This window comes from Vibrio sp. L3-7 (assembly GCF_963898195.1).
In the GTDB taxonomy this organism is placed as follows: domain Bacteria; phylum Pseudomonadota; class Gammaproteobacteria; order Enterobacterales; family Vibrionaceae; genus Vibrio; species Vibrio echinoideorum.
Genome location: NZ_CAWQUW010000016.1, coordinates 1 through 26,120 on the forward strand (window position 1 = coordinate 1; position 26,120 = coordinate 26,120).

Annotated in this window: 21 protein-coding genes; 9 read left to right on the top strand and 12 right to left on the bottom strand. The window is 44.8% G+C overall.

Annotated features, from left to right (window positions below; all coding sequences use genetic code 11):
* Window positions 1–189: 189 nt before the first annotated feature.
* The 3 genes from hemG to AACW75_RS12990 are packed head-to-tail and all read right to left on the bottom strand — an operon-like array spanning window position 190 to window position 2,842.
* Window positions 190–717: a menaquinone-dependent protoporphyrinogen IX dehydrogenase gene (gene hemG / locus AACW75_RS12980; RefSeq protein ID WP_145571836.1), complete on the bottom strand. Its 528-nt coding sequence runs from the start codon at window positions 715–717 to the stop codon at window positions 190–192.
* A gap of 9 nt (window positions 718–726) precedes the next feature.
* Complete coding sequence (locus tag AACW75_RS12985) at window positions 727–2,184, bottom strand: TrkH family potassium uptake protein (protein WP_145571834.1); 1,458 nt, start codon at window positions 2,182–2,184, stop codon at window positions 727–729.
* A 34-nt stretch (window positions 2,185–2,218) separates the two neighbouring features.
* A complete protein-coding gene (locus AACW75_RS12990) occupies window positions 2,219–2,842 on the bottom strand; it encodes a YigZ family protein (RefSeq protein WP_102552457.1) in 624 nt (207 codons plus the stop codon).
* A 227-nt stretch (window positions 2,843–3,069) separates the two neighbouring features.
* On the opposite strand from AACW75_RS12990, the gene fadB reads away from it, so the two are divergent.
* The 3 genes from fadB (at window position 3,070) to acuI (ending at window position 7,654) form a co-directional block, all read left to right on the top strand.
* Window positions 3,070–5,241 carry a fatty acid oxidation complex subunit alpha FadB gene (gene fadB / locus AACW75_RS12995; RefSeq protein WP_145565986.1) on the top strand — a complete coding sequence of 724 codons (2,172 nt, stop codon included), beginning with the start codon at window positions 3,070–3,072 and terminating at the stop codon, window positions 5,239–5,241.
* 26 nt (window positions 5,242–5,267) lie between these two features.
* Window positions 5,268–6,431 carry an acetyl-CoA C-acyltransferase FadA gene (gene fadA / locus AACW75_RS13000; RefSeq protein ID WP_016784138.1) on the top strand — a complete coding sequence of 388 codons (1,164 nt, stop codon included), beginning with the start codon at window positions 5,268–5,270 and terminating at the stop codon, window positions 6,429–6,431.
* A 242-nt stretch (window positions 6,432–6,673) separates the two neighbouring features.
* The gene (gene acuI, locus AACW75_RS13005) at window positions 6,674–7,654 is read left to right on the top strand and encodes an acrylyl-CoA reductase (NADPH) (protein WP_017073803.1); all 981 of its coding nucleotides are present in this window, start codon (window positions 6,674–6,676) and stop codon (window positions 7,652–7,654) included.
* 135 nt (window positions 7,655–7,789) lie between these two features.
* On the opposite strand, the gene AACW75_RS13010 is transcribed toward acuI, so the two are convergent.
* Window positions 7,790–8,731 (bottom strand): LysR family transcriptional regulator, encoded by a 942-nt coding sequence (locus AACW75_RS13010; RefSeq protein WP_102552460.1) that lies wholly within the window; start codon window positions 8,729–8,731, stop codon window positions 7,790–7,792.
* A 155-nt stretch (window positions 8,732–8,886) separates the two neighbouring features.
* Entirely contained in the window at window positions 8,887–9,072 is a 186-nt protein-coding gene (locus AACW75_RS13015; RefSeq protein WP_017073805.1) for a hypothetical protein, read from the bottom strand.
* A 149-nt stretch (window positions 9,073–9,221) separates the two neighbouring features.
* On the opposite strand from AACW75_RS13015, the gene tusA reads away from it, so the two are divergent.
* Window positions 9,222–9,473: a sulfurtransferase TusA gene (gene tusA / locus AACW75_RS13020; RefSeq protein WP_017055492.1), complete on the top strand. Its 252-nt coding sequence runs from the start codon at window positions 9,222–9,224 to the stop codon at window positions 9,471–9,473.
* 84 nt (window positions 9,474–9,557) lie between these two features.
* Here tusA and AACW75_RS13025 read toward each other — a convergent pair whose 3' ends face one another.
* Both AACW75_RS13025 and AACW75_RS13030 read right to left on the bottom strand, forming a co-directional pair.
* Window positions 9,558–9,812 (bottom strand): hypothetical protein, encoded by a 255-nt coding sequence (locus tag AACW75_RS13025; RefSeq protein ID WP_004736676.1) that lies wholly within the window; start codon window positions 9,810–9,812, stop codon window positions 9,558–9,560.
* Window positions 9,813–9,963: 151 nt separating this feature from the next.
* On the bottom strand, window positions 9,964–10,518 hold the full coding sequence (locus AACW75_RS13030; RefSeq protein ID WP_145571832.1) for a TMEM165/GDT1 family protein: 555 nt from the start codon (window positions 10,516–10,518) through the stop codon (window positions 9,964–9,966).
* 421 nt (window positions 10,519–10,939) lie between these two features.
* On the opposite strand from AACW75_RS13030, the gene glyQ reads away from it, so the two are divergent.
* The 4 genes from glyQ (at window position 10,940) to AACW75_RS13050 (ending at window position 17,752) form a co-directional block, all read left to right on the top strand.
* Complete coding sequence (gene glyQ / locus AACW75_RS13035) at window positions 10,940–11,869, top strand: glycine--tRNA ligase subunit alpha (RefSeq protein ID WP_017073808.1); 930 nt, start codon at window positions 10,940–10,942, stop codon at window positions 11,867–11,869.
* A 2-nt stretch (window positions 11,870–11,871) separates the two neighbouring features.
* Window positions 11,872–13,953 carry a glycine--tRNA ligase subunit beta gene (gene glyS, locus AACW75_RS13040; protein ID WP_102552461.1) on the top strand — a complete coding sequence of 694 codons (2,082 nt, stop codon included), beginning with the start codon at window positions 11,872–11,874 and terminating at the stop codon, window positions 13,951–13,953.
* Between the two features lie 201 nt (window positions 13,954–14,154).
* Window positions 14,155–16,242 (top strand): alpha-amylase, encoded by a 2,088-nt coding sequence (locus tag AACW75_RS13045; protein WP_145571830.1) that lies wholly within the window; start codon window positions 14,155–14,157, stop codon window positions 16,240–16,242.
* A gap of 256 nt (window positions 16,243–16,498) precedes the next feature.
* On the top strand, window positions 16,499–17,752 hold the full coding sequence (locus AACW75_RS13050) for a valine--pyruvate transaminase (protein ID WP_145571828.1): 1,254 nt from the start codon (window positions 16,499–16,501) through the stop codon (window positions 17,750–17,752).
* A gap of 115 nt (window positions 17,753–17,867) precedes the next feature.
* Here AACW75_RS13050 and AACW75_RS13055 read toward each other — a convergent pair whose 3' ends face one another.
* The 5 genes from AACW75_RS13055 to dnaA all read right to left on the bottom strand — a co-directional run bounded on the left by AACW75_RS13055 (window position 17,868) and on the right by dnaA (window position 25,006).
* Window positions 17,868–18,302: an Hsp20 family protein gene (locus AACW75_RS13055; protein WP_017073812.1), complete on the bottom strand. Its 435-nt coding sequence runs from the start codon at window positions 18,300–18,302 to the stop codon at window positions 17,868–17,870.
* 503 nt (window positions 18,303–18,805) lie between these two features.
* Window positions 18,806–21,223 carry a DNA topoisomerase (ATP-hydrolyzing) subunit B gene (gyrB, locus tag AACW75_RS13060; protein ID WP_017073813.1) on the bottom strand — a complete coding sequence of 806 codons (2,418 nt, stop codon included), beginning with the start codon at window positions 21,221–21,223 and terminating at the stop codon, window positions 18,806–18,808.
* A 17-nt stretch (window positions 21,224–21,240) separates the two neighbouring features.
* The gene (gene recF, locus AACW75_RS13065; protein ID WP_017073814.1) at window positions 21,241–22,320 is read right to left on the bottom strand and encodes a DNA replication/repair protein RecF; all 1,080 of its coding nucleotides are present in this window, start codon (window positions 22,318–22,320) and stop codon (window positions 21,241–21,243) included.
* A gap of 82 nt (window positions 22,321–22,402) precedes the next feature.
* Window positions 22,403–23,503, bottom strand: a complete 1,101-nt coding sequence (gene dnaN, locus AACW75_RS13070; protein ID WP_017073815.1) for a DNA polymerase III subunit beta — start codon at window positions 23,501–23,503, stop codon at window positions 22,403–22,405.
* 81 nt (window positions 23,504–23,584) lie between these two features.
* Window positions 23,585–25,006, bottom strand: coding sequence for a chromosomal replication initiator protein DnaA (gene dnaA, locus AACW75_RS13075; protein WP_017073816.1), 1,422 nt, complete (start codon window positions 25,004–25,006; stop codon window positions 23,585–23,587).
* A 309-nt stretch (window positions 25,007–25,315) separates the two neighbouring features.
* On the opposite strand from dnaA, the gene AACW75_RS13080 reads away from it, so the two are divergent.
* The gene (locus AACW75_RS13080; protein WP_029224893.1) at window positions 25,316–26,065 is read left to right on the top strand and encodes an amino acid ABC transporter substrate-binding protein; all 750 of its coding nucleotides are present in this window, start codon (window positions 25,316–25,318) and stop codon (window positions 26,063–26,065) included.
* The last annotated feature ends 55 nt before the right edge of the window (window positions 26,066–26,120 follow it).

The following is a 26,120-nucleotide window of genomic DNA, read 5'->3' on the forward strand; positions in this document are numbered from 1 at the left end:
CTTTCAAGCGTTTAGCTTGGCTAATTTGGCTTGCTGATTCATTCTGGTTTCCTAAGAAGCCTTTCCGTTTCAACGAGGTCGCATTATAGAGATTTCGATCACACTGGCAAGCCCTTTTTTGAGTTTTTTGCGTTTTTCTATTCGTTCGATTAAAAAGAACGCAAAACGCCTCAAAAGTAGGCTTTTCTCTTACATACTCTGTAGTTTTTCAGAAAACAAAGAGACTTTTTCCCAATTCGTGTACTCAACTTCCTTGGTTGTATCCGTTTCTCCACCTGTCATGTTCATAATGAAGCGAATCATCGTTTTATCGAACCAGTTATAGCGTGGGTAATAGAGTGCACCAGCAAATACACCGATTAAAGTTGGCTGCCATGGTGATTTTTTAAGAAACGTCTTTATATAAGCACTACCTTCGGGGGTATCTTTACCTTGATCTTCTTTACGAGCCGTTAAGTTAACGCAAAAGAAGGCAACCTTATTTGATTGCAGCTGATCAAGGTTGGTATCAATAAACTGATATAGCTTCTTATTAAGGTGGCCATAACGAATAGAAGCGCCAATCAACACTCTATCGTATTGAGCAAAGTCGACATTACCAATAGTGTGCAGATCTTGAAGCTCACATTCGAACTCATTCATTTCTTCTTTTATATAGTCCAAGATTTTCTTGGTCTGACCTTCACGGCTTGAATACAAAAATAGAGCTTTTGCCACAATATGTCCTTAGCTACGCCAAAACGTAGGGGTCAATAAAATTAATAAGGTGAATATTTCTAAACGCCCAAACAGCATAGATACGATCAACACCCACTTTGCTTTGTCATTTACATCGCCAAAATGCATTGCAACTTCACCAAGACCAGGGCCAAGGTTATTCAATGTCGCCGCCACAGCAGAAAAAGCACTTAGCTCATCCATCCCTGTAGCAATAAGAGCCAACATACAAACCACAAAAACCAATGCGTACGCAGAGAAAAAGCCCCAAACCGCATCCACGACTCTTTGTGGCAATGCTGACCCGCCAACCTTGATGGTATAGACAGCACGGGGATGAACAAGGCGCTTCATTTCACGAGCACCTTGCAGAGTAAGCAATAAGATTCGAATGACTTTCATACCACCGCCTGTTGAACCTGCACACCCACCAATAAAGGAAGAGAACAGAAGCAAAACGGGCAAGAATAGTGGCCACTCAGAAAAACCGGTGGTGGTGAAGCCTGCGGTTGTTGAAATAGATACTGTCTGGAACAGCGCTTGATCGAAAGCATCGTAATACGAATCGTAAGAGTGATGATTAAGCAGTAAAAAGAAACAAACTAAGAACAGTACAACTTGAATAAAGATAAAGGCACGAAACTCAGGATCTTTCCAATAATACTTAGGATGCACACCACCTGAAGCAAATGCCGCAAAGTGAAGTGAATAGTTACATGCTGATATAAGGAGGAACACGACCGTAATCATGTTGATAGCAGGACTGTTGAAATAGCCCATGCTCGCATCGTGAGTCGAGAAGCCACCAATCGCAATCGTAGAGAAGCTATGACTGATAGCATCAAAGAAGCTCATGCCTGCAAGCCAAAACGCCACTGCACAGGCAATAGTTAAACTCAGATAGATGTACCAAAGTGCTTTCGCAGTTTCAGCAATACGCGGAGTCATCTTACTGTCTTTGACTGGGCCTGGGATTTCAGCTCGATATAACTGCATACCACCGATACCGAGAACAGGAAGGATGGCGACCGCCAATACGATGATACCCATACCACCGAACCATTGCAGGAACTGGCGGTAAAATAGAATTGCCTTAGGTAGGTCATCGAGGCCAACAATAACTGTTGCACCTGTAGTTGTTAATGCAGAAAACGATTCGAAGAAAGCATCGGTAACCGAAACGTTCGGGTTATCGGCGATCAAAAACGGCAATGCGCCCGCACTGCCGATTACCGTCCAAAACAACACAACAATAAGAAAGCCATCACGCGCTTTCAACTCATGTTTATATCGTCGGTTGGGAAACCAACAAGTTGCCCCACAGAATAATAGAACGAAAAAAGTCGTCACAAATGGCACACCCGCACCATCTCTATAGATAAGTGCGACGAGCGCAGGTGCGAGCATTGATACACTAAAAAGTGCTAATAATAATCCGACGATTCGAATAATTGAGCGAAATTGCATGAGCTATTGAACGAAGCGAAATGCTTCAAACTTCCTAGTTGTCTTTAACTTTCGTTACCAGTGCCTTGGCACCGCTTTTATTGATCATGGTCTGGGTAAACGAATCTACCTGCAGGAGCTCTATCTCAATGATAAGCTCAACTTGAACACCATAATCCGCTTGGACCTCAACAGCTTGATGCTGAGCCATAATAGATTGTGCAATTGGCACGAAGCTATAGTCTAACTCTAGCCGTAATTTTGTGGTTATTTTTTTCTCGATAGTTTGAAGCAGCTTGAGAGCTTGTTGTACTCCTCCACCGTAAGCCTTAACCAAACCACCCGTTCCGAGCTTGATTCCGCCAGAGTAACGAGTGACTACGGCCGTTAACTCGCCAACACCCGAACCAGACAGTTGCGCCAAGATAGGCTTTCCAGCAGTACCCGAGGGTTCGCCATCATCACTAAAGCCCCACTTCATCGAGTCTTCAGGTCGCCCTGCCACAAACCCCCAACAATTATGTCGCGCTGAAGAATGCTCTTTTTTTACCTGCTCTACGAACTGTTTAGCCACTTCTACACTTGGTGTATGAGCAAGCTGAGTAATGAATACGCTCTTTTTAATCTCTTCTTCAAACAGAGCCGATGCTGACGGTATTAAATAGGGCTGTTCATTCATATCGTTGACTTAATTATTAAGAGCGGCGAAGTGTATCACGCGTGAATAATAACGGTTAGAGGATCTGTGCCATCGCACAATGTTAAACAATTGTTTAAAAAATGTATTGAAATTAATCAGGCAGAGGTACAGACTAAGGTAACTGGTCTTACCAGGTATTCTACAATAATAGAAAGATAACAAGATTCTCTCAAACAATCGTGGATTGTATGTCATGGAGATAGACAATGATTTACCAAGCTAACACCCTACAGGTAAAGGAATTACAAGATGGTATCGCTGAACTAAGCTTCTGCGCGCCGGCCTCTGTAAACAAACTCGACCTCGCTACTTTAGAATCACTAGACAAAGCGTTAGATGCTCTTAATGCTCACGCAGGATTACGTGGTTTAATCTTAACTTCAAACAAAGACGCGTTCATTGTAGGCGCAGACATCACTGAATTTCTTGGCCTATTTGCTAAGCCAGAAGCAGAACTTGATGAATGGTTAAGATTCGCTAATTCAATCTTTAGTAAGCTCGAAGATCTTCCTGTACCAACTCTTTCAATGATGCGTGGCCATGCTCTTGGCGGTGGCTGTGAATGCGTACTCGCAACGGACTTCCGTATTGGTGACAAAACCACCAGCATAGGTCTACCAGAAACAAAACTGGGTATCATGCCTGGCTTTGGCGGTTGTGTGCGCCTACCTCGTGTTATCGGTGCAGACAGCGCAATGGAAATTATCACGCAAGGCAAAGCATGCCGCGCAGATGAGGCGCTTAAGATTGGCTTGTTAGATGCGATTGTTGATACAGACAAACTATTAGAGTCAGCGATTAATACTGTTTCACTGGCTGCAAATGAAAAAATCGATTGGCAGCTACGTCGTAAACAAAAAACATCAGCGCTATCACTGAGTAAGTTAGAAGCAATGATGAGCTTTACCATGGCTAAAGGCCTTGTAGCTCAAAAAGCAGGCCCTCATTACCCAGCGCCAATTACTTCAGTTATTGCTATTGAAGAAGCAGCACGTAGCGATCGCGATGCGGCATTAGACATCGAACGTAAACATTTCGTTAAACTAGCGAAATCAGAAGAAGCAAAAGCTCTTGTTGGCTTATTCCTTAATGACCAATACATTAAAGGCTTAGCAAAACAGGCTGGTAAATCTGCAAATAAAGCAACTGAGCGTGCTGCCGTACTCGGTGCTGGCATCATGGGTGGCGGTATTGCTTACCAATCTGCGCTGAAAGGCGTGCCAGTAATGATGAAAGACATCGCACAGGCGTCTCTTGATCTTGGTATGAACGAAGCATCTAAGCTATTGAATAAACGTTTATCACGCGGTCGCCTAGATGGATTCAAGATGGCAGGTATTCTGTCTTCTATTACTCCAAGCTTGCATTATGCTGGTGTTGAACAATCTGATGTGATTGTGGAAGCGGTTGTAGAAAACCCGAAAGTAAAAGCAGCAGTACTGAGTGAAGTTGAAGGCCTAGTTGGTGAAGACACGGTTCTAACATCAAATACCTCAACGATTCCGATCAACCTGCTGGCGAAATCTTTAAAGCGCCCAGAAAACTTCTGTGGCATGCACTTCTTTAACCCAGTACACCGCATGCCTTTGGTTGAGATCATCCGTGGCGAGCATACTTCAGAAGAAACCATTAATCGCGTAGTTGCCTACGCAGCCAAAATGGGTAAATCCCCAATCGTTGTTAATGACTGCCCTGGCTTCTTCGTAAACCGTGTACTTTTCCCTTACTTTGGCGGTTTCAGCATGTTGCTACGCGACGGTGCTGACTTCACTAAAATAGATAAAGTCATGGAACGTAAGTTCGGTTGGCCAATGGGCCCTGCGTACCTGCTCGACGTTGTTGGTTTAGACACAGCACACCATGCACAAGCAGTAATGGCGCAAGGTTTCCCTGAGCGTATGGGTAAAGAAGGCCGTGATGCGATTGACGCGCTTTACATCGCTGAAAAATACGGTCAGAAGAACGGTAGTGGTTTCTACACATACAGCGTAGACAAACGCGGTCGTCCTAAAAAGACCTTCTCAGAAGACATTCTTCCTATCCTGGCTGATGTATGCCAACAGCCACAAGACTTTGATGACCAGACCATTATCCAGCGTGTGATGATTCCAATGATCAACGAAGTGGTGCTTTGTTTAGAAGAAGGCATCATTGCTACACCGCAAGAAGCGGATATGGCACTGGTTTACGGTTTAGGCTTCCCTCCATTCAGAGGCGGCGTATTCCGCTACTTAGACAGTGTGGGTATTGGTAACTTCGTTGAAATGGCGAAGAGCTACCAAGACTTAGGTGCAATGTACCAAGTTCCTCAACTATTGCTTGATATGGCAGCGAAAGGCGAAAGCTTTTACGACGGCCAACAAGCCAGTTCTCTGTAACCCACATTTGGAAAAGGAATAGCAAAATGAATAATGTAGTTGTTGTTGATTGCCTTCGCACCCCAATGGGACGTTCCAAAGGTGGAGCTTTCCGTCACACTCGTGCTGAAGATTTGTCAGCACATTTGATGAAAGGCATTTTAGAGCGCAACCCAGAAGTAAACCCTGTCGAAATTGAAGACATTTACTGGGGTTGTGTACAACAAACGCTAGAGCAAGGCTTCAACGTCGCACGTAACGCTGCTTTGCTTGCTGGTCTCCCGATTGAGATTGGTGCGGTAACGGTCAACCGTTTATGTGGCTCATCTATGCAAGCTCTGCATGATGCAACCCGCTCTATCATGGTTGGCGATGCTGAAATCTGCCTGATCGGTGGTGTAGAACACATGGGCCATGTGCCAATGAACCACGGTGTTGATTTCCACCCAGGCATGTCTAAGCACGTAGCAAAAGCAGCAGGGATGATGGGCCTAACGGCTGAGATGCTTGGTAAAATGCACGGTATTAGCCGTGAAGATCAAGACGCATTCGCAGCACGCTCACACGCTAGAGCTCAAGCAGCAACGGTTGAAGGTCGTTTCAAGAATGAAATCCTACCAACAGAAGCTCACGCGGCAGACGGTTCACTGTTCACTCTGGATTATGATGAAGTAATTCGCCCTGAAACTACTGTTGAAGGCCTGTCTCAGCTTCGCCCAGTATTCGATCCAGCAAATGGTACGGTAACAGCAGGTACTTCATCAGCACTGTCTGATGGCGCTTCTGCAATGCTTATCATGAGTGAAGAGAAAGCCAACGCGCTTGGCCTTAAGATTCGTGCTCGCGTGAAGTCTATGGCTATTGCAGGTTGCGATCCTTCTATCATGGGTTACGGCCCAGTACCAGCAACCAAGAAAGCACTGAAACGTGCAGGCTTAACGATTGAAGATATGGGTGTTATTGAGTTGAATGAAGCATTCGCTGCTCAATCTCTTCCATGTGCGAAAGATCTAGGTCTACTGGATGTGGTTGACGAGAAAGTAAACCTTAATGGTGGTGCCATTGCACTGGGTCACCCACTAGGCTGTTCTGGCTCTCGTATCTCAACAACCCTGATTAACCTAATGGAAGCACAAGACGTGAAATACGGCTTAGCAACCATGTGTATTGGTTTAGGCCAAGGTATTGCAACGGTATTTGAACGCCCATAGCGCTCGTTGATTGTAATACTTGTAGGGTAATATTTTGTGCAGCTATATTTATATAGCTGCACTTTTTATTGCTCGGCGTCCAATAATGTATCGATTCGTTCAGCGAACTTAGCAAGAGAAAAAGCGCCACCCACATCTATGCACAAAATGCATAGACTCAATGTTGATGTTTCATTATTTTTTCTTCGGTGATTCAACTAAAGTTACTTCAGTTTCCTAATATTCCTCCCACGGAGCAGATCATGTTTAAAGCACTTGTACTAAACCAAGAAGACAAAAAAACTATCGCGTCAGTTTCTCAAATTGATGAGTCTCAATTACCAGAAGGTAACGTGAAGGTTGATGTAAGTTACTCTTCTTTGAACTACAAAGATGGTTTGGCGATTACAGGTAAAGGACGCATTGTTCGTAACTTTCCTATGGTTCCTGGTATCGACCTTTCTGGTGTGGTTTCACAATCTGAAGACCCACGCTACAAAGCGGGCGACGAAGTTGTTCTAACTGGCTGGGGTGTTGGTGAAGGCCACTGGGGCGGCATGGCGGAGAAAGCAAGCCTAAACGGTGATTGGTTAGTGCCAATGCCATCAGGTCTAGACGCTAAAAAAGTAATGGCTATTGGTACAGCAGGCTTTACAGCAATGCTTTGTGTTCAAGCTATTGTAGATGCTGGCATCAAACCAGAAGACGGTGAAATCCTAGTAACAGGTGCAAGTGGCGGCGTAGGCAGCGTGTCTATCACTCTACTAAACCAACTGGGCTACAAAGTCGCAGCTGTGACTGGTCGTGCTTCTGCAAATGGCGAGCTATTAAAATCACTAGGCGCAACACGTATTGTAGAGCGTGCTGAACTAGAAGAACCGGCGAAGCCACTTGAGAAACAACTGTGGGCTGGTGCTATCGATACTGTAGGTAGCAAAGTACTTGCAAAAGTATTGGCGCAAATTGATTACAACGGTGCGGTTGCAATGTGTGGTCTAGCAGGCGGTTTTGACTTACCAACCACGGTAATGCCATTCATTCTACGTAACGTTCGCCTACAAGGTGTGGACTCGGTAATGTGCCCTCGTGAAAAACGTATTAAAGCGTGGGAACAACTAGCGGAATTGCTACCTGAATCTTTCTACGCGCAAGCAACCAAAGAAGTGTCTTTAGACGGTGCAATTCAAGCAGCAGAAGACATCACTAACGGTCAAATCACTGGTCGCGTAGTCATTAAACTATAGATTCTCAAACATAAAGTTATCAAACCTTAAGCAACAGCTTTAGATTTGGATAACCCAAAATAACAAAGGGCTGATAGTAATCAGCCCTTTTGTGTTTTTGTCATTAGGATCGAGTAAACCAAAGCTAAGTCCCAGTTAACCTAAGCCAACATCCGCAATACGCTTTTGAATCAATTCGCCACACTCCTCTTTAACCACTCTTCTTAACCATTGTTGCGAAGCTGAAGAATCGCAACGTGAGTGCCAAATCAATGAGTAATCAAACGGCATAAACTCGAATGGCAACGGCTTGACGACCAAGTCATAACGCTCAGCAACCAAATAAGCCAAATCGGCAGGAACAGTAATCACCAACGGCATCCTATCGACAATCGCCAATGCGGCTTCAAGGTGATAAGCACGCAGCACCATTTTGCGAGGCTGTTGATTAGCTAAAGCGTTATCGAGTAAAGCCTTAACACCATCACTGATCGCAATCATCGCGTGAGGTAAAGAAACATAATCTTCAAGACTTAACGATCGATCGGCTAAAGGGTGATTTTTAGATAACAAACACGACACACCGACCGGCCCCAATACTTCTTGATGAAGTGGTGCGATGCTGCCACTCGGGCGACAAATAGCCATATCGACACGTTCGGTGCTGAGTTGCTTAAACAAATGCTCATGCTGCAGCGGCGCAAATTCCAAAGAAATATTAGGCGCTTGCTCGTAAATCTTAGGTAACGCATACGGCAAGATGGTTTGCATCGCGTAGTCGGTGGTTGCGATCAGAAAACGCTCACTGCAATAGTAAGGGTCAAAATCACTCGGGCTAAGCAGTTGGCGGAATGACTCTAAAGGTTGATCAATACGTTGACTGATTTCGAGTGCTTTCTTGGTGGGAATAAGATGCTGACCTTGGCGTGTAAACAGAGGATCATTGAGTAACTCTCGAAGTCGTCCCAATACACGGCTGGTTGCTGATTGGCTTAAGTTAAGCCGAATCGCAGCCTGACTAACACTGCCTTCTTCAATCAATACCTTTAAGGCGACCAATAAATTAAGGTCTCTACGATAGATGTCTTCTAATTCCACGCCACTTACCTAGCTGTATACAATTGTCATTGATCACTACGTTGTTTATAGCATGCTTTAGATAAAAAAAATCCCGCAATTACGCGGGGAAGCCCAAGAAAATTTGGGGATAGTGTCGGAATGTTGTCGTATCGGAATTCGCTGTTGTATTCGGGTTAGTGTTCTTGCTCTTCGGCTATGCCTTGCCAACGGCGCATCTCTACCCAAATACCAATAATCGTTGCTATTATGCCAAATATTGGCATCAGTGAGGTCTCTGTCGATGAGCGTAGTACTAACGCACAAAAAGAAATAAAACAGAGAACTGAATAAATTGTTAATCTATCTAATCCTGTCAACATCGCCACTCCTTAGCTAGTTGCCTTTGTTTCAAGTTGTTATCAACTTGTTAATTAAGTTATAGGAAATGACTCCACTTGCCAAGCACTTATTGCATATTTTTTCTGCAGACGTATTATTCACTCGTTAGATAGATATAGAGATACAAACCATGACATTCAAACCTGAACTGGCAACCCATACTTTAGAAGCTGAAGGCCTGCGTTGCCCAGAACCAGTAATGATGGTCAGGAAGACAATTAGAAACATGCAGGATGGCGATGTGTTACTGGTAAAAGCTGACGACCCTTCGACAACTCGTGATATTCCGAGCTTTTGTCGTTTTATGGATCATCAGTTAGTCGGCCAAGCGACTGAAGCTTTGCCTTACCAATATTTGATAAGAAAAGGGTTGGAGGCATAACGCCTCACCTAAATATCAAGCATCAAAAAAGCCGCTCGTACCTTATGTTCTTAAACAGAACTCAGAGTACGAGCGGCTTTTTGTTTATTCGTTTCTAGACTTGTTTTGCAGATGTTCAAGCTGATGCTGAATTTCTCGGATATCTTTTCGCATAGGAATAATATGCGCGACCCGAATCCAGGCTTCTACTGCAAGCCCGGTCATGATCATCGAACCAGCCACCATTGGTAGCCACATGTCCGTCAACACCATGCCTAATAGTGTAAGTGCAAGACCAAAGGTAAATAAATAGCTTTGGCTTTGTGGAGTGATACCCATATAACGCGTCAACATAATCATGCCCTCGTGTTCTTAACTCACAAGATTAAAATATCATGACAAGTATGACAGTTATATGTCCATTCGATCGATAAACCTGACAATAATGTAAGAGTATGACCTACAACACATTACTCTACTGGTTGAGTATAATAAGACTCAATACCACCGCTTAATAGAAAGCCGCTGCGATAGCCAAAACCACGAATAACAAAGCAGTGATCTTGCGAATCAGATCAAGAGGCATCTTATCTGCCGATAACTTACCAATGATCACCACAGGCACATTCGCCAGCAACATACCAATGGTAGTACCCAGAATCACCCACGTTAATGCATCAGAATATTGGGCCCCTAGAATGGAGGTCGCAATCTGAGTCTTATCGCCAATCTCAGCAATAAAGAAAGCAATAAAACTGGCGACAAACGGACCACGGTTAGAGATGGCTTCATCGTCGTCCAGTTTATCCGGAATAAGAATCCAGCCCGCCATAGCGATAAAACTGACCACCAGCACCCATTTCAACACTTCAGGAGATAAGTAATCCGCGACCACAACACCGAGCCATGCAGCAAGGGCATGATTGGCAATAGTGGCAAAGAAGATAGCGGCAATAATCGGTATCGGTTTTCGATATCGACTGGCTAATAAAAGGGATAACAACTGAGTCTTATCACCGATCTCGGCTAAGGCGACAGTTGTAATTGAAATTGCTAAAACGCTCACGACATGCTCATTTGGGACGGAGATTATTATATTTAACCAAAGACAAACCTCGCGCCCCATCCCGGTTCACGATGCTTGTCTAAGGTCTTGCTAAGCGCCACCAAAGGTGGTGGTTGCCTCGAACGCCATGATGATTTTGCATCAATTATGTTGACGGACGAACTCATTCAATAGGACATGAATAAGTAAGCTACTCCCCAAAGACCGCGAGATTTTAATCACCCACGCTTTCAAACACAAGTGTCAAAGCTATCAAAATATCCACTTGTGCCGAAAAACAAACATTAAAGGCAAAAAAATCCACTAAACGACATTTTAGACCACTAATTAAACAAGATTACCCCTACTCGCTTTACCAATATCTCGGTATACTCAGAGGTTATTTTTCTCATTCATTTAAAAGAATCGCGCGAACCTGACTATGCAAAAATACGATATCAAAACCTTCCAGGGAATGATCCTCGCGCTGCAGGATTACTGGGCACAAAACGGTTGTACCATTGTTCAACCACTAGATATGGAAGTAGGTGCTGGCACCTCTCACCCAATGACATGTCTACGTGCACTTGGCCCAGAGCCAATGTCTACGGCATACGTTCAACCTTCTCGTCGTCCGACCGATGGTCGTTACGGTGAAAACCCGAACCGCCTGCAGCACTACTATCAATTCCAAGTAGCTCTAAAACCTTCTCCAGATAACATCCAGGAGTTGTACTTAGGCTCTCTTGAAGTTCTTGGTGTCGACCCGCTTGTTCACGATATTCGCTTCGTAGAAGACAACTGGGAAAACCCAACGCTAGGCGCATGGGGTCTTGGTTGGGAAGTATGGCTAAACGGTATGGAAGTGACTCAATTCACTTACTTCCAACAAGTTGGCGGCCTTGAGTGTAAGCCTGTAACTGGCGAGATCACTTACGGTATCGAGCGTCTAGCAATGTACATCCAAGAAGTAGACTCAGTTTACGACCTTGTATGGAACGTAGCACCAGACGGTTCTAACGTGACTTACGGTGACATCTTCCACCAAAACGAAGTTGAGCAATCAACGTACAACTTCGAGCACGCAGACGTAGATTTCCTATTCACTTTCTTTGACCAGTGCGAAAAAGAGTGTAAAGAGCTACTTGAGCTTGAAAAGCCACTGCCGCTTCCAGCTTACGAGCGCATTCTAAAAGCAGGTCACGCATTCAACATCCTTGATGCGCGCAAAGCTATCTCTGTAACAGAGCGCCAACGTTACATCCTTCGCATCCGCAACCTGACTAAAGCTGTTGCAGAAGCGTACTACGCGTCACGTGAAGCGCTTGGCTTCCCAATGTGCCGTTCTGTAGAAAAAAAGGAAGGTAAATAATCATGGCGAAGAATTTTCTAATTGAACTGGGTACGGAAGAGCTTCCACCAACGGCACTTCGTTCCCTAGCTGAAGCCTTTGCTTCTAACTTTGAAGCGGGTCTTAAAACGGCTGAGCTTTCTCACGAAGGCATCAAGTGGTACGCAGCACCTCGTCGCCTAGCACTTAAAGTGACTGCACTGGCTGAAGGCCAAGCAGACAAAGTGGTTGAGAAGCGCGGTCCTGCAATTTCAGTGGCATTCGATGCTGAAGGCAACGCGACTAAAGCTGCACAAGGTTGGGCTCGTGGTAACGGTATTACCGTTGAGCAAGCTGACCGCCTGAAAACAGACAAAGGCGAGTGGCTTCTTTTCAAACAAGAAGTGGCTGGTAAACCTGTTCAAGAATTGGTGATCGACATTGCTGCGAAAGCTCTCGCTGGCCTACCAATTCCTAAAGCAATGCGCTGGGGTAACTCAGACATTCAATTTATCCGTCCAGTGAAAACACTGACAGTACTACTAGGTGATGAGCTTGTTGAAGGCAAAATCCTAGGTGTAGCTTCTGCTCGTACTATCCGTGGCCACCGTTTCATGGGCGAACAAGAGTTCACAATCGACTCTGCTGACCAATACCCTGCGATCTTAGAAGAGCGCGGTAAAGTAATGGCAGATTACGATGCGCGTAAAGCGATCATTCTTGCTGATGCTAAAAAAGCAGCAGATGCAGTTGGCGGTATTGCTGACCTAGAAGATGACCTTGTTGAAGAAGTTACCTCTTTGGTTGAATGGCCAGTGGTGCTTACTGCTAAGTTTGAGCAAGAGTTCCTAAAAGTGCCTTCTGAAGCTTTGGTTTACACCATGAAAGGCGACCAGAAGTACTTCCCTGTTTATTCGCATGAGATTGGTGACGCTGAAAGAAGTCTTCTACCAAACTTCATCTTCGTATCGAACATCGAGTCTAAAGAGCCTCGTCACGTTATCGAAGGTAACGAGAAAGTTGTACGTCCACGTCTTGCTGATGCTGAGTTCTTCTTCAACACCGACCGTAAGCGTCCGCTTATCGACCGTCTTGCTGAACTAGATCAAGCTATCTTCCAGAAGCAACTGGGCACTATCAAAGACAAAACAGACCGCATCACTGAACTTGCAGGCTACATTGCTGAGCAAATCGATGCTGACGTTGAAAAGTCTAAGCGTGCTGGCCTACTGGCTAAGTGTGACCTAATGACATCTATGGTATTCGAATTTACGGATACTCAAGGTGTGATGGGCATGCACTACGCAACGCACGATGGTGAAGACGAGCAAGTAGCACTAGCACTTTACGAGCAGTACATGCCTCGTTTCGCGGGTGACACACTACCAAGCACTGGCATCTCTTCTGCGGTTGCAATGGCAGACAAGCTAGACACTATCGTAGGTATCTTCGGTATTGGCCAAGCACCAAAAGGTTCTGACCCATTCGCGCTACGTCGTGCATCACTAGGTGTGCTACGTATCATCGTTGAAAACGGCTACAACCTAGACCTAACTGATCTAATCGGTAAGGCGAAAGAGCTACTAGGTGACAAGCTGACCAACGACAACGTAGAAACTGACGTTATCGACTTTATGCTAGGTCGTTTCCGCGCATGGTACCAAGATGCTGGTTTCAGCGTTGATATCATCCAAGCAGTATTAGCACGTCGCCCAACCAAGCCAGCTGACTTTGACCAACGTGTTAAAGCGGTTTCTCACTTCCGTGAATTGGAAGCAGCAGAAGCACTAGCAGCAGCGAACAAGCGTGTAGGTAACATCCTTGCGAAATTCGATGGCGAGCTACCCGCTGAAATCGATCTAGCGCTTCTTCAAGAAGACGCAGAGAAAGCACTGGCTGAAAACGTTGAAGTAATGACGGAAGCACTAGAACCAGCATTCGCAACAGGCAACTACCAAGAAGCCCTAAGCAAGCTTGCTGACCTACGTGAACCTGTTGATGCATTCTTCGACAACGTAATGGTTATGGCTGATGACGAAGCGCTTAAGAAGAACCGTCTAACGCTACTGAACAACCTACGTAACCTGTTCCTACAAATTGCTGATATTTCTCTGTTACAGAAATAAGCACGAGTGAGTAGTTGCTCTAAGTCATACTCTGAGTAACTAACGGTAAACACCCAAAGGGAAGCAAAAGCTTCCCTTTTTGTTTTTGTGAACCAAGCATTTGTTTGTAGAGGTATTATTGATTAACTGAATGAAACAGCACTCAGACTGTAGAGGGCATTGTTTGCTATAAATAACCTGTTTATTCAGGGGAAGGGAACAATGAAAAAAACAGTACTCGCGCTTTCAATACTCGCACTCAGCGCATGCAGCCAAACCAGTGACAATAACCTATTACTGACAATTGATAACGACACTGTCGTATTTGAATCATCAGGTAAAGGCACCGTAATTGCAGAACAGGAACTAGCCAAAGGTAGCTATACCTTCTCTATCAGCGATGCCCAACAAACCTGTGGTACTAACTATGCTTTGGCTGAAGAGAGTCGCATCAAATTCAATAAACCCCTTCGTCTAGACGACTGTGCCGAGAATTCTGAAATCGCCATCAAGGTCTTTCGCGCTAACACCTACCAATTTACGCTCAACCCACAGACCAATGAACTCACGGTTCAAGTAAAGCCAAAACAGCAACAAGCTCAAAGTTTTGCCTGCCCAGTACCTAGTGACCAACCAATCACCATCAACGTTGCTCAAACCTTTGATGATGGCACTTTAGTTAGAGATGCCCTTTCTGGCATCGAAGCTACCGTCAGTAACGGCAATGTCATCATGCAGCCTGCAGAAAGCAGCCAAGGTGTTCTACTGCTAGAGAAAGTAGAACCAGAAACCAAAGCTGATTTTAGCTGGGACAACGCCACGGTTTACTTCGTGATGACCGATCGCTTCCACAACGGTAACCCTGACAACGACAATAGCTATGGTCGCAGTCAAGATGGACAATATGAAATCGGCACCTTCCACGGTGGTGACCTAGCAGGCTTAACCGAAAAGCTCGACTACATTGAATCGCTCGGGGCCAATGCTATCTGGATTACCTCTCCACTAGAGCAAATCCACGGCTGGGTTGGCGGTGGTGATCGCGGTGACTTCAAACATTACGGCTATCATGGCTACTACCATCAAGATTGGACTAAGCTCGATGACAACATGGGTACCGAAGACGAGCTGAAAACCTTCATCGATACAGCACACAGCAAAGGCATTCGTGTCGTTTGGGATGTGGTAATGAACCACACGGGTTACGCAACGCTTGCCGACATGCAAGAATTCGACTTTGGTAAACTCAACCTTACCGATGAACAAGCCAAACAAACGCTTGGTGAGAACTGGACCGACTGGCAACCAAAGGCAGGTCAAAACTGGCACTACTTCAATAACTTCATATCCTACAGCGACCAAGACGCTTGGGAAAAGTGGTGGGGTAAAGCGTGGTTACGCAGTGATATCGGCGCTTATGACTCACCGGGGTACAACAACCTCACCATGTCTTTGGCGCACCTGCCCGATTTCAAAACAGAATCGACAGAAACTACTGGGCTACCTAACTTCTATCTCAACAAGTCCACCAGCGCCACGGATGAACTCAAAACACCTCGAGAGCATCTCATCACTTGGTTGTCTGACTGGGTGCGCGACTACGGTGTCGATGGTTTCAGAGTCGATACCGCTAAGCACGTTGAGCTAGAGGCATGGGCAGAGCTTAAAGAGAGCACGAATCAAGCGCTTGCAGAATGGAAGCAGAACAACCCAGATAAAGCCTTAGATGACCTGCCCTTTTGGATGACGGGTGAAGTGTGGGCGCACAGCGTAGTGAAATCAGATTACTTCGCTAATGGCTTTGATTCGATAATCAACTTTGAATTCCAGAGTGATATCGCACCTAAGGCGCTTAAATGCTTATCCGATCTCGATGCTGACTACCTTCGCTATGCAGACAAGATCAACAACGACAGTGAATTCAACGTGTTGAGTTACCTATCGTCTCACGACACTTCTTTATTCTGGACACAACACGGCAGTGACTTTGCGAAACAGACCAAAGCAGCAAACGCATTGATGTTGGCTCCCGGTGCGGTGCAGATCTATTACGGTGATGAAATCGCTCGTGATTTCGGCCCGACAGGATCAGACCCAATGCAAGGGACTCGCTCTGACATGCCTTGGGATCAAATAACCGGTGAACGAGCACAACTGTTAGAACATTGGCAGACGCTTGGTCAATTCCGTCAGCGCCACCCATCGATTGCTCAAGGTAAGCACATCATCCGTAACAGCAAGGGCTACTACGCGTTCGAACGCCAATACCAAGATGACAAAGTATTGGTTGTTTATACAGGAACGAAGTAAACGTTCATTGAAATAATCAGTAGAAACTAAAAGGAGAAGCTTAGGCTTCTCCTTTTTTTTATCACGAAACACTCGTTCAATAAGAAAGCAGACTCTCATTAGTTAAACTTTATAGAAGTTTTTTTCGTGTTAGCGCATTTGGCGCTATGCGTCGCAAAAACATTGCGGTATGTTCAAGGAATACACTGATGGTAGACATAAGGTCTGCCTTAATGACACATAACAAGCAATCACAATGAATTAGGTAAAATAAGTAATGCAGTTCTCTAAGTTTGGTGAAAAATTTAATCGATACTCTGGAATCACTCGTTTAATGGATGATTTGAATGATGGCCTGCGCACTCCTGGCGCAATCATGCTCGGTGGTGGCAACCCAGCCGCTATCCCAGCCATGCTCGATTACTTTAACCAAGCCAGTGCCGACATGCTCGCCAGTGGAGAACTCATCGCCGCCCTCGCCAACTACGATGGTCCGCAAGGCAAAGACAGCTTCATCAAGTCGTTAGCTACAATGTTAAAAGATACTTACGGCTGGGACATCAGTGAGAAGAACATTAGCCTAACTAATGGCAGCCAAAGTGGCTTCTTCTACTTATTCAACTTGTTAGCCGGTCAGCAGCCAGATGGCTCACACAAGAGAATCTTGCTGCCAATCGCGCCTGAGTACATCGGTTACGGCGATGCTGGCATTGATGACGATATATTTATCTCATATCACCCAGAAATAGAGTTGCTTGAAAACAGACAGTTCAAATACCACGTCGATTTTGAAAAGCTCAAGGTTGATGACTCGGTTGCCGCTATCTGTGCTTCTCGCCCAACCAACCCAACCGGTAACGTGCTGACTGACGAAGAAGTCCGTAAACTGGATAAGCTAGCGCGTGAAAACAACATTCCGCTGCTGATCGATAATGCTTACGGCTTACCGTTTCCAAACATCATTTTTGAAGATGTTGAACCGTTCTGGAATGAAAATACGATTCTATGCATGAGCCTATCCAAGCTTGGCTTGCCAGGCGTGCGTTGCGGTATCGTGATTGCAAGCGAAGAAGTAACACAAGCACTGACCAACATGAATGGCATTATTAGCCTAGCACCCAATAGTGTTGGTCCTGCGATTGCTAACCACATGATTGAAAAAGGCGATTTACTGCGCTTAAGCAGCGAGGTAATCAAACCTTTCTATAAAGATAAATCTCTACGTGCAGTTGAGCTCTTACAAGAAGCGATCGATGACCCTCGTTTCCGTATCCACAAGCCTGAAGGCGCGATTTTCTTATGGCTATGGTTTGATGAACTGCCGATTACCACTATGGAGCTGTACGATCGCCTCAAAGCTCGTGGTGTATTAATTGTTCCGGGAGAGTACTTCTTTATCGGTCAAGAAGATGAGTGGGATCATGCTCACCAGTGCTTACGTATGAACTACGTACAAGATGATGAAGCAATGCAAAAAGGCATTGCTATCATTGCTGAAGAAGTGAAAAAGGCTTACTCAGAACAGCAATAAGACCTTTTAGGTTACTGTAGGCCAAATACAAAAAGAGCACCATCCTTCTTCAAGGTATTGGTGCTCTTTCACTTCTACTTCCCGATATTTTTTAGCTCTAAGGAGCTAACAGCAATTACCCTTCTAGTAGGCTATTACCGTTGATAGCAATCTTACGCGGTTGCATCGCTTCTGGGATTTCGCGTTCTAGGTCGATATGAAGAAGACCATTTTCCATGCTTGCGCCTACGACTTTTACATAGTCAGCCAGTTGGAATTTACGTTCAAAATCGCGCTCTGCAATACCTTGATATACGAAAGTTTTCTCAGCTTCTGCTTTACGCTCACCTTTAACAATTAGCGTGTTCTCTTTCTGAGTCAGATCTAATTGGTCATCAGCAAAGCCTGCAACTGCCATAGTAATACGGTAATTGTTCTCGTCTTTTTGCTCGATATTATACGGAGGGTAGCCGCCAGAAGTATTTTTCGATGTGTTTGCTTCCATCATGTTGAAAAGACGATCGAAGCCAATTGCGTTGCGGTAAAGTGGTGTGAAATCTACAGTTCTCATAATGCTATCCTTTTAGTAAGCAATAGTCTTAGCTGTGATTTTTACTGAGATCGAACCTGTGTATGATTCAGTAAACAGCTAAGGGATTCAGTTCGCATTCCACGGGTTTCACCTCTTTTGGCGACAACTCTGGGACATGACAATGAATCAATTTTTAAATTGTGTGCTGCCAAAGTTATCCTCTATTGAGCGAAACTCTAGCAACGGTTATGAAGGTTCTGTTTCTTCTCTTGTAGAGCAAGACAGTCATCCTCTTCACAACTAGATATGTGGATTGAGCAAATCAGTTTCAAGCGTTTATTTTCAATTATTTTTCCAATCCAATATTTTTCAGTAACTTAAAAACAAAAAGACCGCCATTTCTGGCAGTCTTTTTAATAATAAATTTAGTTTTTTGAGACGAAGCTATTTCGTTTTAGTTCAAGGAAGAGGCGCGGAGCATACGAATGTATGTGAGCACCTCTGACACAGAAATTAAGCGAAAGAGCAAAGTATAAAAGATACTAAACGTCTAGGTTTGCTACTTTCAATGCATTCTCTTCGATGAAGTTACGACGCGGTTCTACTTGGTCGCCCATCAACGTTGTGAACAACAGATCAGCACCAACAGCATCTTCAATCGTTACTTGCATCATACGACGAGTTTCAGGATCCATTGTCGTTTCCCAAAGCTGATCAGGGTTCATCTCACCTAGACCTTTGTATCGTTGTAGGCTTAGGCCACGACGAGACTCTTTCACTAACCAGTTCAGAGCTTCAACAAAGCTAGAAACCGCTTGAGTACGCTCACCACGCTTGATGTAAGCGCCTTCTTCGATCAAGCCATTAAGTGCTTCAGAAAGGTCCGCTAACTTACCAAACTCTTTCGAGTTGATAAGGTCAATGCTCAGTACGTGTTCGTGAGTAACACCGTGTGTACGCACTACAATCTTAGGAACGCTCAGACCTAGCTCTTCGTGTTTTTCAACTTCAAGAGAGTATTGGCTCGCACCCGTTTCTTTGCCGTTTAGCTGCTCTACAAGCTGTTTGCCCCAAGCTTCCACTGCCGCGTCATCATGACACTGCTCAGCGGTTAGACGAGGAACGTAAATCAGCTCGTGAAGCAATGCTCGTGGGTAACGACGGCTCATACGATCAACTAGCTTGATACCCGCATTGTATTGATGAACAAGCTTCTCTAAACCTTCACCAGCAAACGCTGGCGCTTCAGGGTTTACGTGCAATTCTGCATTGTCCAAAGCCAAAGATACTTGATACTGGTTCATCGCATCTTCATCTTTGATGTACTGCTCTTGCTTACCCTTCTTCACTTTGTAAAGCGGTGGCTGAGCAATGTAGATGTAACCACGTTCAATCAGTTCAGGCATTTGACGGTAGAAGAACGTCAGTAGCAGGGTACGGATGTGAGAACCATCGACATCGGCATCGGTCATGATGATGATGTTGTGGTAACGCAGTTTATCTGGGTTGTATTCGTCACGGCCAATACCACAACCAAGAGCTGTGATTAGCGTTGCAACTTCCTGAGAAGACAGCATTTTATCGAAACGCGCTTTCTCTACGTTAAGAATTTTACCTTTAAGCGGTAGGATTGCTTGGTTCTTACGGTTACGCCCCTGCTTAGCTGATCCGCCAGCAGAGTCTCCTTCCACAATATACAGTTCAGACAGTGCAGGATCTTTTTCCTGACAGTCAGCTAGTTTCCCTGGAAGACCCGCTAAATCTAATGCGCCTTTACGACGTGTCATCTCACGAGCTTTACGCGCTGCATCACGAGCACGTGCTGCATCGATAATTTTAGAACAAACGATTTTCGCTTCACCTGGGTTCTCAATTAGGAACTCAGACAGTTTCTCACCCATTGTAGACTCAACGGCAGACTTCACTTCTGAAGAAACCAGCTTGTCTTTAGTTTGGCTTGAGAACTTAGGATCTGGCACTTTCACCGAAACAATCGCCGTCAAACCTTCACGAGCATCATCACCTGATGTTGAAGTCTTCGCTTTCTTCGAGAAGCCTTCTTTGTCCATGAAGCTATTCAATGTACGTGTTAGTGCACCACGGAAACCCGCTAAGTGAGCACCACCATCACGTTGAGGGATGTTGTTGGTGAAACAATAAATATTTTCTTGGTAACCGTCATTCCACTGCATCGCAACTTCAACGGTAATACCGTCTTCACGCTCATGATCGAAATGGAATATTTTCTGGATAATTGGTGTTTTGTTGGTGTTTAAGTGCTCAACAAATGCTTGGATACCGCCTTCATATTCGAAGTGATCCATTTTGTCTTCTTCGCGCTTATCAATTAGCTTAATTGATACACCTGAGTTCAAGAATGATAGCTCGCGTAAACGCTTAGCTAAAATATCGTAATGGAACTCGATGTTAGTGAAGGTTTCTTCACTCGGCCAGAAACGAATCTCTGTACCTGTTTTATCTGTATCACCCACAACCGCTAGTGGTGCCTGAGGCTCACCATGCTTATATGTTTGAGAATGGATTTTTCCACCACGGTAGATAGTAAGAGTAACCTGCTTAGACAGTGCGTTAACTACTGAAACACCAACACCGTGCAGACCACCAGATACTTTGTACGAGTTATCATCGAACTTACCACCAGCGTGAAGAACCGTCATGATCACTTCTGCTGCTGATACTTTTTCTTCTGGGTGCAATTCAGTTGGAATACCACGGCCGTCATCGCTTACTGACACTGAACTATCTTCATGGATAGTTACGATGATGTCACTACAGTGACCAGCTAGTGCTTCATCAATAGAGTTATCTACCACCTCAAAAACCATGTGGTGCAGACCGGTACCATCATCCGTGTCGCCAATGTACATTCCAGGACGCTTACGTACCGCATCCAGACCCTTCAGTACTTTAATACTCGATGAATCGTAATTATCTGACATAGTTACTCTCTGACTAATTATCCTTGCTCTATTTTGCCATGTTCCACATGAAACATCCTGCTATTTTCGTCATGCATATCTGCAATCTGGTCAGCGGTAATAGAGCTTACAAAAACTTGAGCCTTAGTCGCCTTTAAACACTCAGCAAGACGTGCTCGGCGTTGGCTATCTAATTCGGAAGCGAAGTCATCTATCAAATAGATGCACTGCTTACCTGTCATTTGAGTGAGGTGTTGCCCTTGTGCTACTCGTAGCGCGCATACCATCAACTTCAATTGACCTCGTGACAAGACATCTTCCACTGGAGTGCCATTCACTTTTATCTTTAGATCCGCTTTGTTTGGTCCACTAAAGGTGTAACCAAGCTGCTGATCCCTTTCAAAATTCTTTTCTAATATCTCGGCGTATGGGGTGTCTTTATCCCAGCCTCGATAGTAGTTCATCTTTATCTCAAACTCAGGTAAGAAGGTCGCGCAGATTTCTTCGGCGACTTCTTTAAGCTGTTCAACGTAAGTAGCACGCCACTGGCTGATGCTTTCCGCTAAACGGGCCAATTCTTGATCCCAATAGCTCAGTTCTCGATAATTCGTCGCCGTTTTCAATAATGCATTACGCTGTTTGTTGAGGCGCTTTACCCTGCCCCAAGCATCATAAAAACCCGACTCACTGTGGAAGACTCCCCAATCAATGAATGCGCGGCGATGCTTAGGTCCATCTGTCAGTAAATCAAACCCTTCAGGGTGAATCAACTGCAAAGGTAAGACTTGAGCTAACTGAGCCAATTTCTGACCAGTTTGACCGCTTATTTTAACCTCTGTGGTGCCATCGCGCTGCTTATTAATGCCAATTGGCAGCTCAAATTGATCCGAGGTCATAAAACGGCCATGTACAAACAGTTCGCTACACTCATTTTGAATGATACGACCGGTTAGTGAGCTTTTGAACGAGCGACCATGTCCGAGCAGATACACCGCTTCAAGGACACTGGTTTTGCCGCTTCCGTTAGCCCCTATAAGAAAGTTAAAGCCTGATGACGGTTGAATGTCACAGGCTTCAATATTTCTAAACTGCTTTACGATTAAGCGCGATAAAGGCATAACGTCTTCATATTAATCTTCAATCACGGCTCGATAGACAAACATTGTTGATAAGCAAACATAATTTATAAATAAACATGGCTTACAAACGAATCGGCATAACAACGTACATCGCGCTGTCATCTTGTGCGTTTTCAATCAACGCACTCGCATTCGCGTCTGACATTGAGATTCGAACCTGTTCACAACGCAGTGTGTTCAATACATCCAATACATAACTTACGTTGAAGCCAATCTCTAGCGCGTCACCGTCGAAGGTGACGTCTAGCACTTCTTCCGCTTCTTCTTGTTCTGGGTTGTTCGCTGTAATACGCATCTCGGTATCTACAAGATTAACGCGAACACCACGGAATTTTTCATTCGACAAAATCGCAGCACGAGAAAACGCTGAACGTAACTCATCGCAGCCGGCTTCTAATGTCTTAGTGGTATTTTGTGGCATTACGCGGCGATAATCCGGGAAACGACCATCAACAAGCTTAGAAGTGAAGACATAGTTGTTCACTTCAGCACGCACGTTAGAGTTACCAATCTGCAGCGTTACTGGCTGTTCAGGAGCATCTAGGAGCTTCACCAACTCTTGCACACCTTTACGAGGAACAATGATCTGCTTCTGAGCAAAATCGGCACCCAGTTGCGCTTGAGATACCGCCATACGGTGACCATCAGTTGCGACACTACGTAAGATAGAACCTTCAATCTCAAACAACATACCGTTGAGGTAGTAACGAACGTCTTGGTTCGCCATTGAGAATTGTGTTTTCTCGATAAGACCGCGCAATTCAGCTTGTGTCACTGACACTTCAACTTCACTGCTCCAATCTTCAATATTTGGAAAATCTGCCGCAGGTAATGTTGCCAATGAGAAACGGCTACGACCAGAACGAACCTGAACACGGTCACCATCCAATACCACGGTGATCACTGAGCTATCTGGCAAGCCGCGACAGATATCTAGGAACTTACGTGAAGGTACGGTAATGCTGCCCGCTTCGAAATCACCTTCAAGCGTTACACGGCTGATCAATTCAACTTCTAGATCCGTCGCTGTCATCGACAACACGTTATCTTCTACTTTAATCAGTAGGTTTCCTAGAATTGGAAGCGTTGGCCTGCCACCGAGTGCGCCAGATACTTGTTGTAATGGCTTAATCAGGTGACTACGTTCAATGGTAAATTTCATATCTTGCTCTTACGGTCTAAATGGCACTGCGTCATATTACGCGGCCAAGATTCGGCTTATTAAGGTTAAGAATACTGTGTATTAAGAAGAAAGGGTACGAATCAAGTTCGAATAATCTTCTTTAATATCGTGGCTCTCTTCACGTAGCTGAGCGATCTTACGACAGGCGTGTAGCACTGTCGTGTGGTCACGACCACCGAATGCATCGCCAATCTCAGGCAAGCTGTGGTTTGTTAGCTCTTTGGCCAGTGCCATCGCCAATTGACGCGGACGAGCAACAGAACGAGAACGACGCTTCGACAATAGATCAGCGACTTTGATTTTGTAGTATTCAGCGACTGTCTTTTGAATGTTATCAATGGTGACCAGTTTTTCTTGCAGGGCAAGTAAGTCACGCAGTGCTTCACGCACGAAATCGATCGTGATCGGACGACCAGTGAAGTTTGCATTCGCAATAACACGGTTCAATGCGCCTTCTAGCTCACGAACGTTAGAGCGTAAACGCTTCGCAATAAAGAACGCCACTTCATCCGCAAGATGAATTTGGTGGTCTTCTGCTTTCTTCATCAAGATCGCCACACGAGTCTCAAGCTCAGGTGGCTCAATCGCAACCGTCAAACCCCAACCGAAGCGGGATTTAAGACGATCCTCTACCCCGTTGATCTCTTTTGGATAACGGTCAGACGTTAGGATGATCTGTTGATTGCCTTCAAGCAGCGCATTAAAGGTATGAAAGAACTCTTCTTGAGAACGCTCTTTATTAGCAAAGAATTGGATATCATCGATAAGCAATGCATCAACACTACGGTAGTAGCGCTTAAATTCTTCAATCGCATTGTTTTGGAGCGCTTTCACCATGTCTTGAACAAAGCGCTCTGAATGCATGTAAACCACTTTAGCATTCGGCTTATTATCAACAATGGCGTTACCCACCGCATGCAACAAGTGTGTTTTACCTAAACCAGTACCGCCGTATAGAAACAACGGGTTATAAGCCGTTCCTGGATTATCTGAAACCTGACGTGCCGCCGCCAAACCTAATTGGTTTGATTTACCCTCAACAAAGTTATTGAACTTATGTTTTGGATTGACGTTAGAACGGTGATTCAGGTCAACGGCCACCGGTTCATCATCGCGCCATATATTGTGAACAGGCTTGCGAGCTTGTAATTGAGCAGGTGCTGATGATTCAGCGGCTACATCAGCTGCTGTACGTGTACGAGCCGGGGCAACAGTCGCAGACTTTGGAGCAATAACGCGTTTACTTCCGATCTCAAAATGCAGATGTGGAATATCATTACCACAATATTCTTGCAGCAAACGGTTGATGCTATTTAGGTACTTATCGCGCACCCAATCGAGTACAAATCGGTTTGGTGCAAATAGAGTTAGAGTATTACCATTGAGTTCCGCTTGTAACGGACGTACCCACATACTGAATTCTGTAGCTGGTAACTCTTCTTGAAGCTGTTGCAAGCATTGCAACCAAAGCGAAGATGACACGGTGCCCCACTCTATTTAAGTTATATGAAATGACCGCTAATTTTACCTGTTGATAAGTCAGATCACCAGCAATTGATCACAGATCCAGTGAATAAGATCCAAGTTATTCACAATTAATAGAGCCAAAATGGATAGATCCACACATCTTGCCCCTAATTTACTCACACAATGATCCACTTATGCCCGGATCCTTGCTAGTTATCCCCAAATTGAGAATTCAATCTGGTTATGGTTAATAACATCTGGTTATTTATTCTAGTGAGCATTTTCCCAGTAACATCCAATCCCATAAATATAAGGAGTTACCAAATGAATAACTGGATTAAGGCTGCAATTGCGGCTATCGCACTCTCTGCCGCTACTGTTCAAGCTGCTACTGAAGTTAAAGTCGGCATGTCTGGTCGCTACTTCCCATTCACCTTCGTGAAACAGGACCAGCTACAAGGTTTTGAAGTGGATTTATGGGATGAGATCGGTAAACGTAATGACTATAACGTTGAATACGTGACAGCAAACTTCTCTGGTCTATTTGGTCTTCTTGAAACGGGTCGAATTGATACAATTTCAAACCAAATTACAATAACGGATGCACGTAAAGCGAAATACCTATTCGCAGACCCATACGTAGTAGACGGCGCACAGATTACGGTTCGCAAAGGCAATGACAGCATTCAAGGCATCGAAGACCTTGATGGCAAGACGGTTGCCGTAAACCTGGGTTCAAACTTTGAACAACTGTTACGCAGCTACGATAAAGATGGCAAAATCAATGTAAAGACCTATGACACAGGTATTGAACATGATGTGGCATTGGGTCGTGCAGATGCATTCGTCATGGATCGCCTATCAGCACTAGAGCTAATCAAAAAGACTGGTCTACCATTACAGCTAGCAGGACAGCCATTCGAAACGATTGAAAATGCATGGCCTTTCGTTAATAACGATAACGGCAAAAAACTGCAAGCTGAAGTAAACCAAGCATTAGCAGCAATGCGCGAAGATGGTACGCTAGAAAGCATCTCTCAAAAATGGTTCGGTGCGGACATTACTAAAAAGTAATTACTCACTCAACGTATTCAGAGCCCACTGCTTATACAGCGGTGGGCTTTTTGCT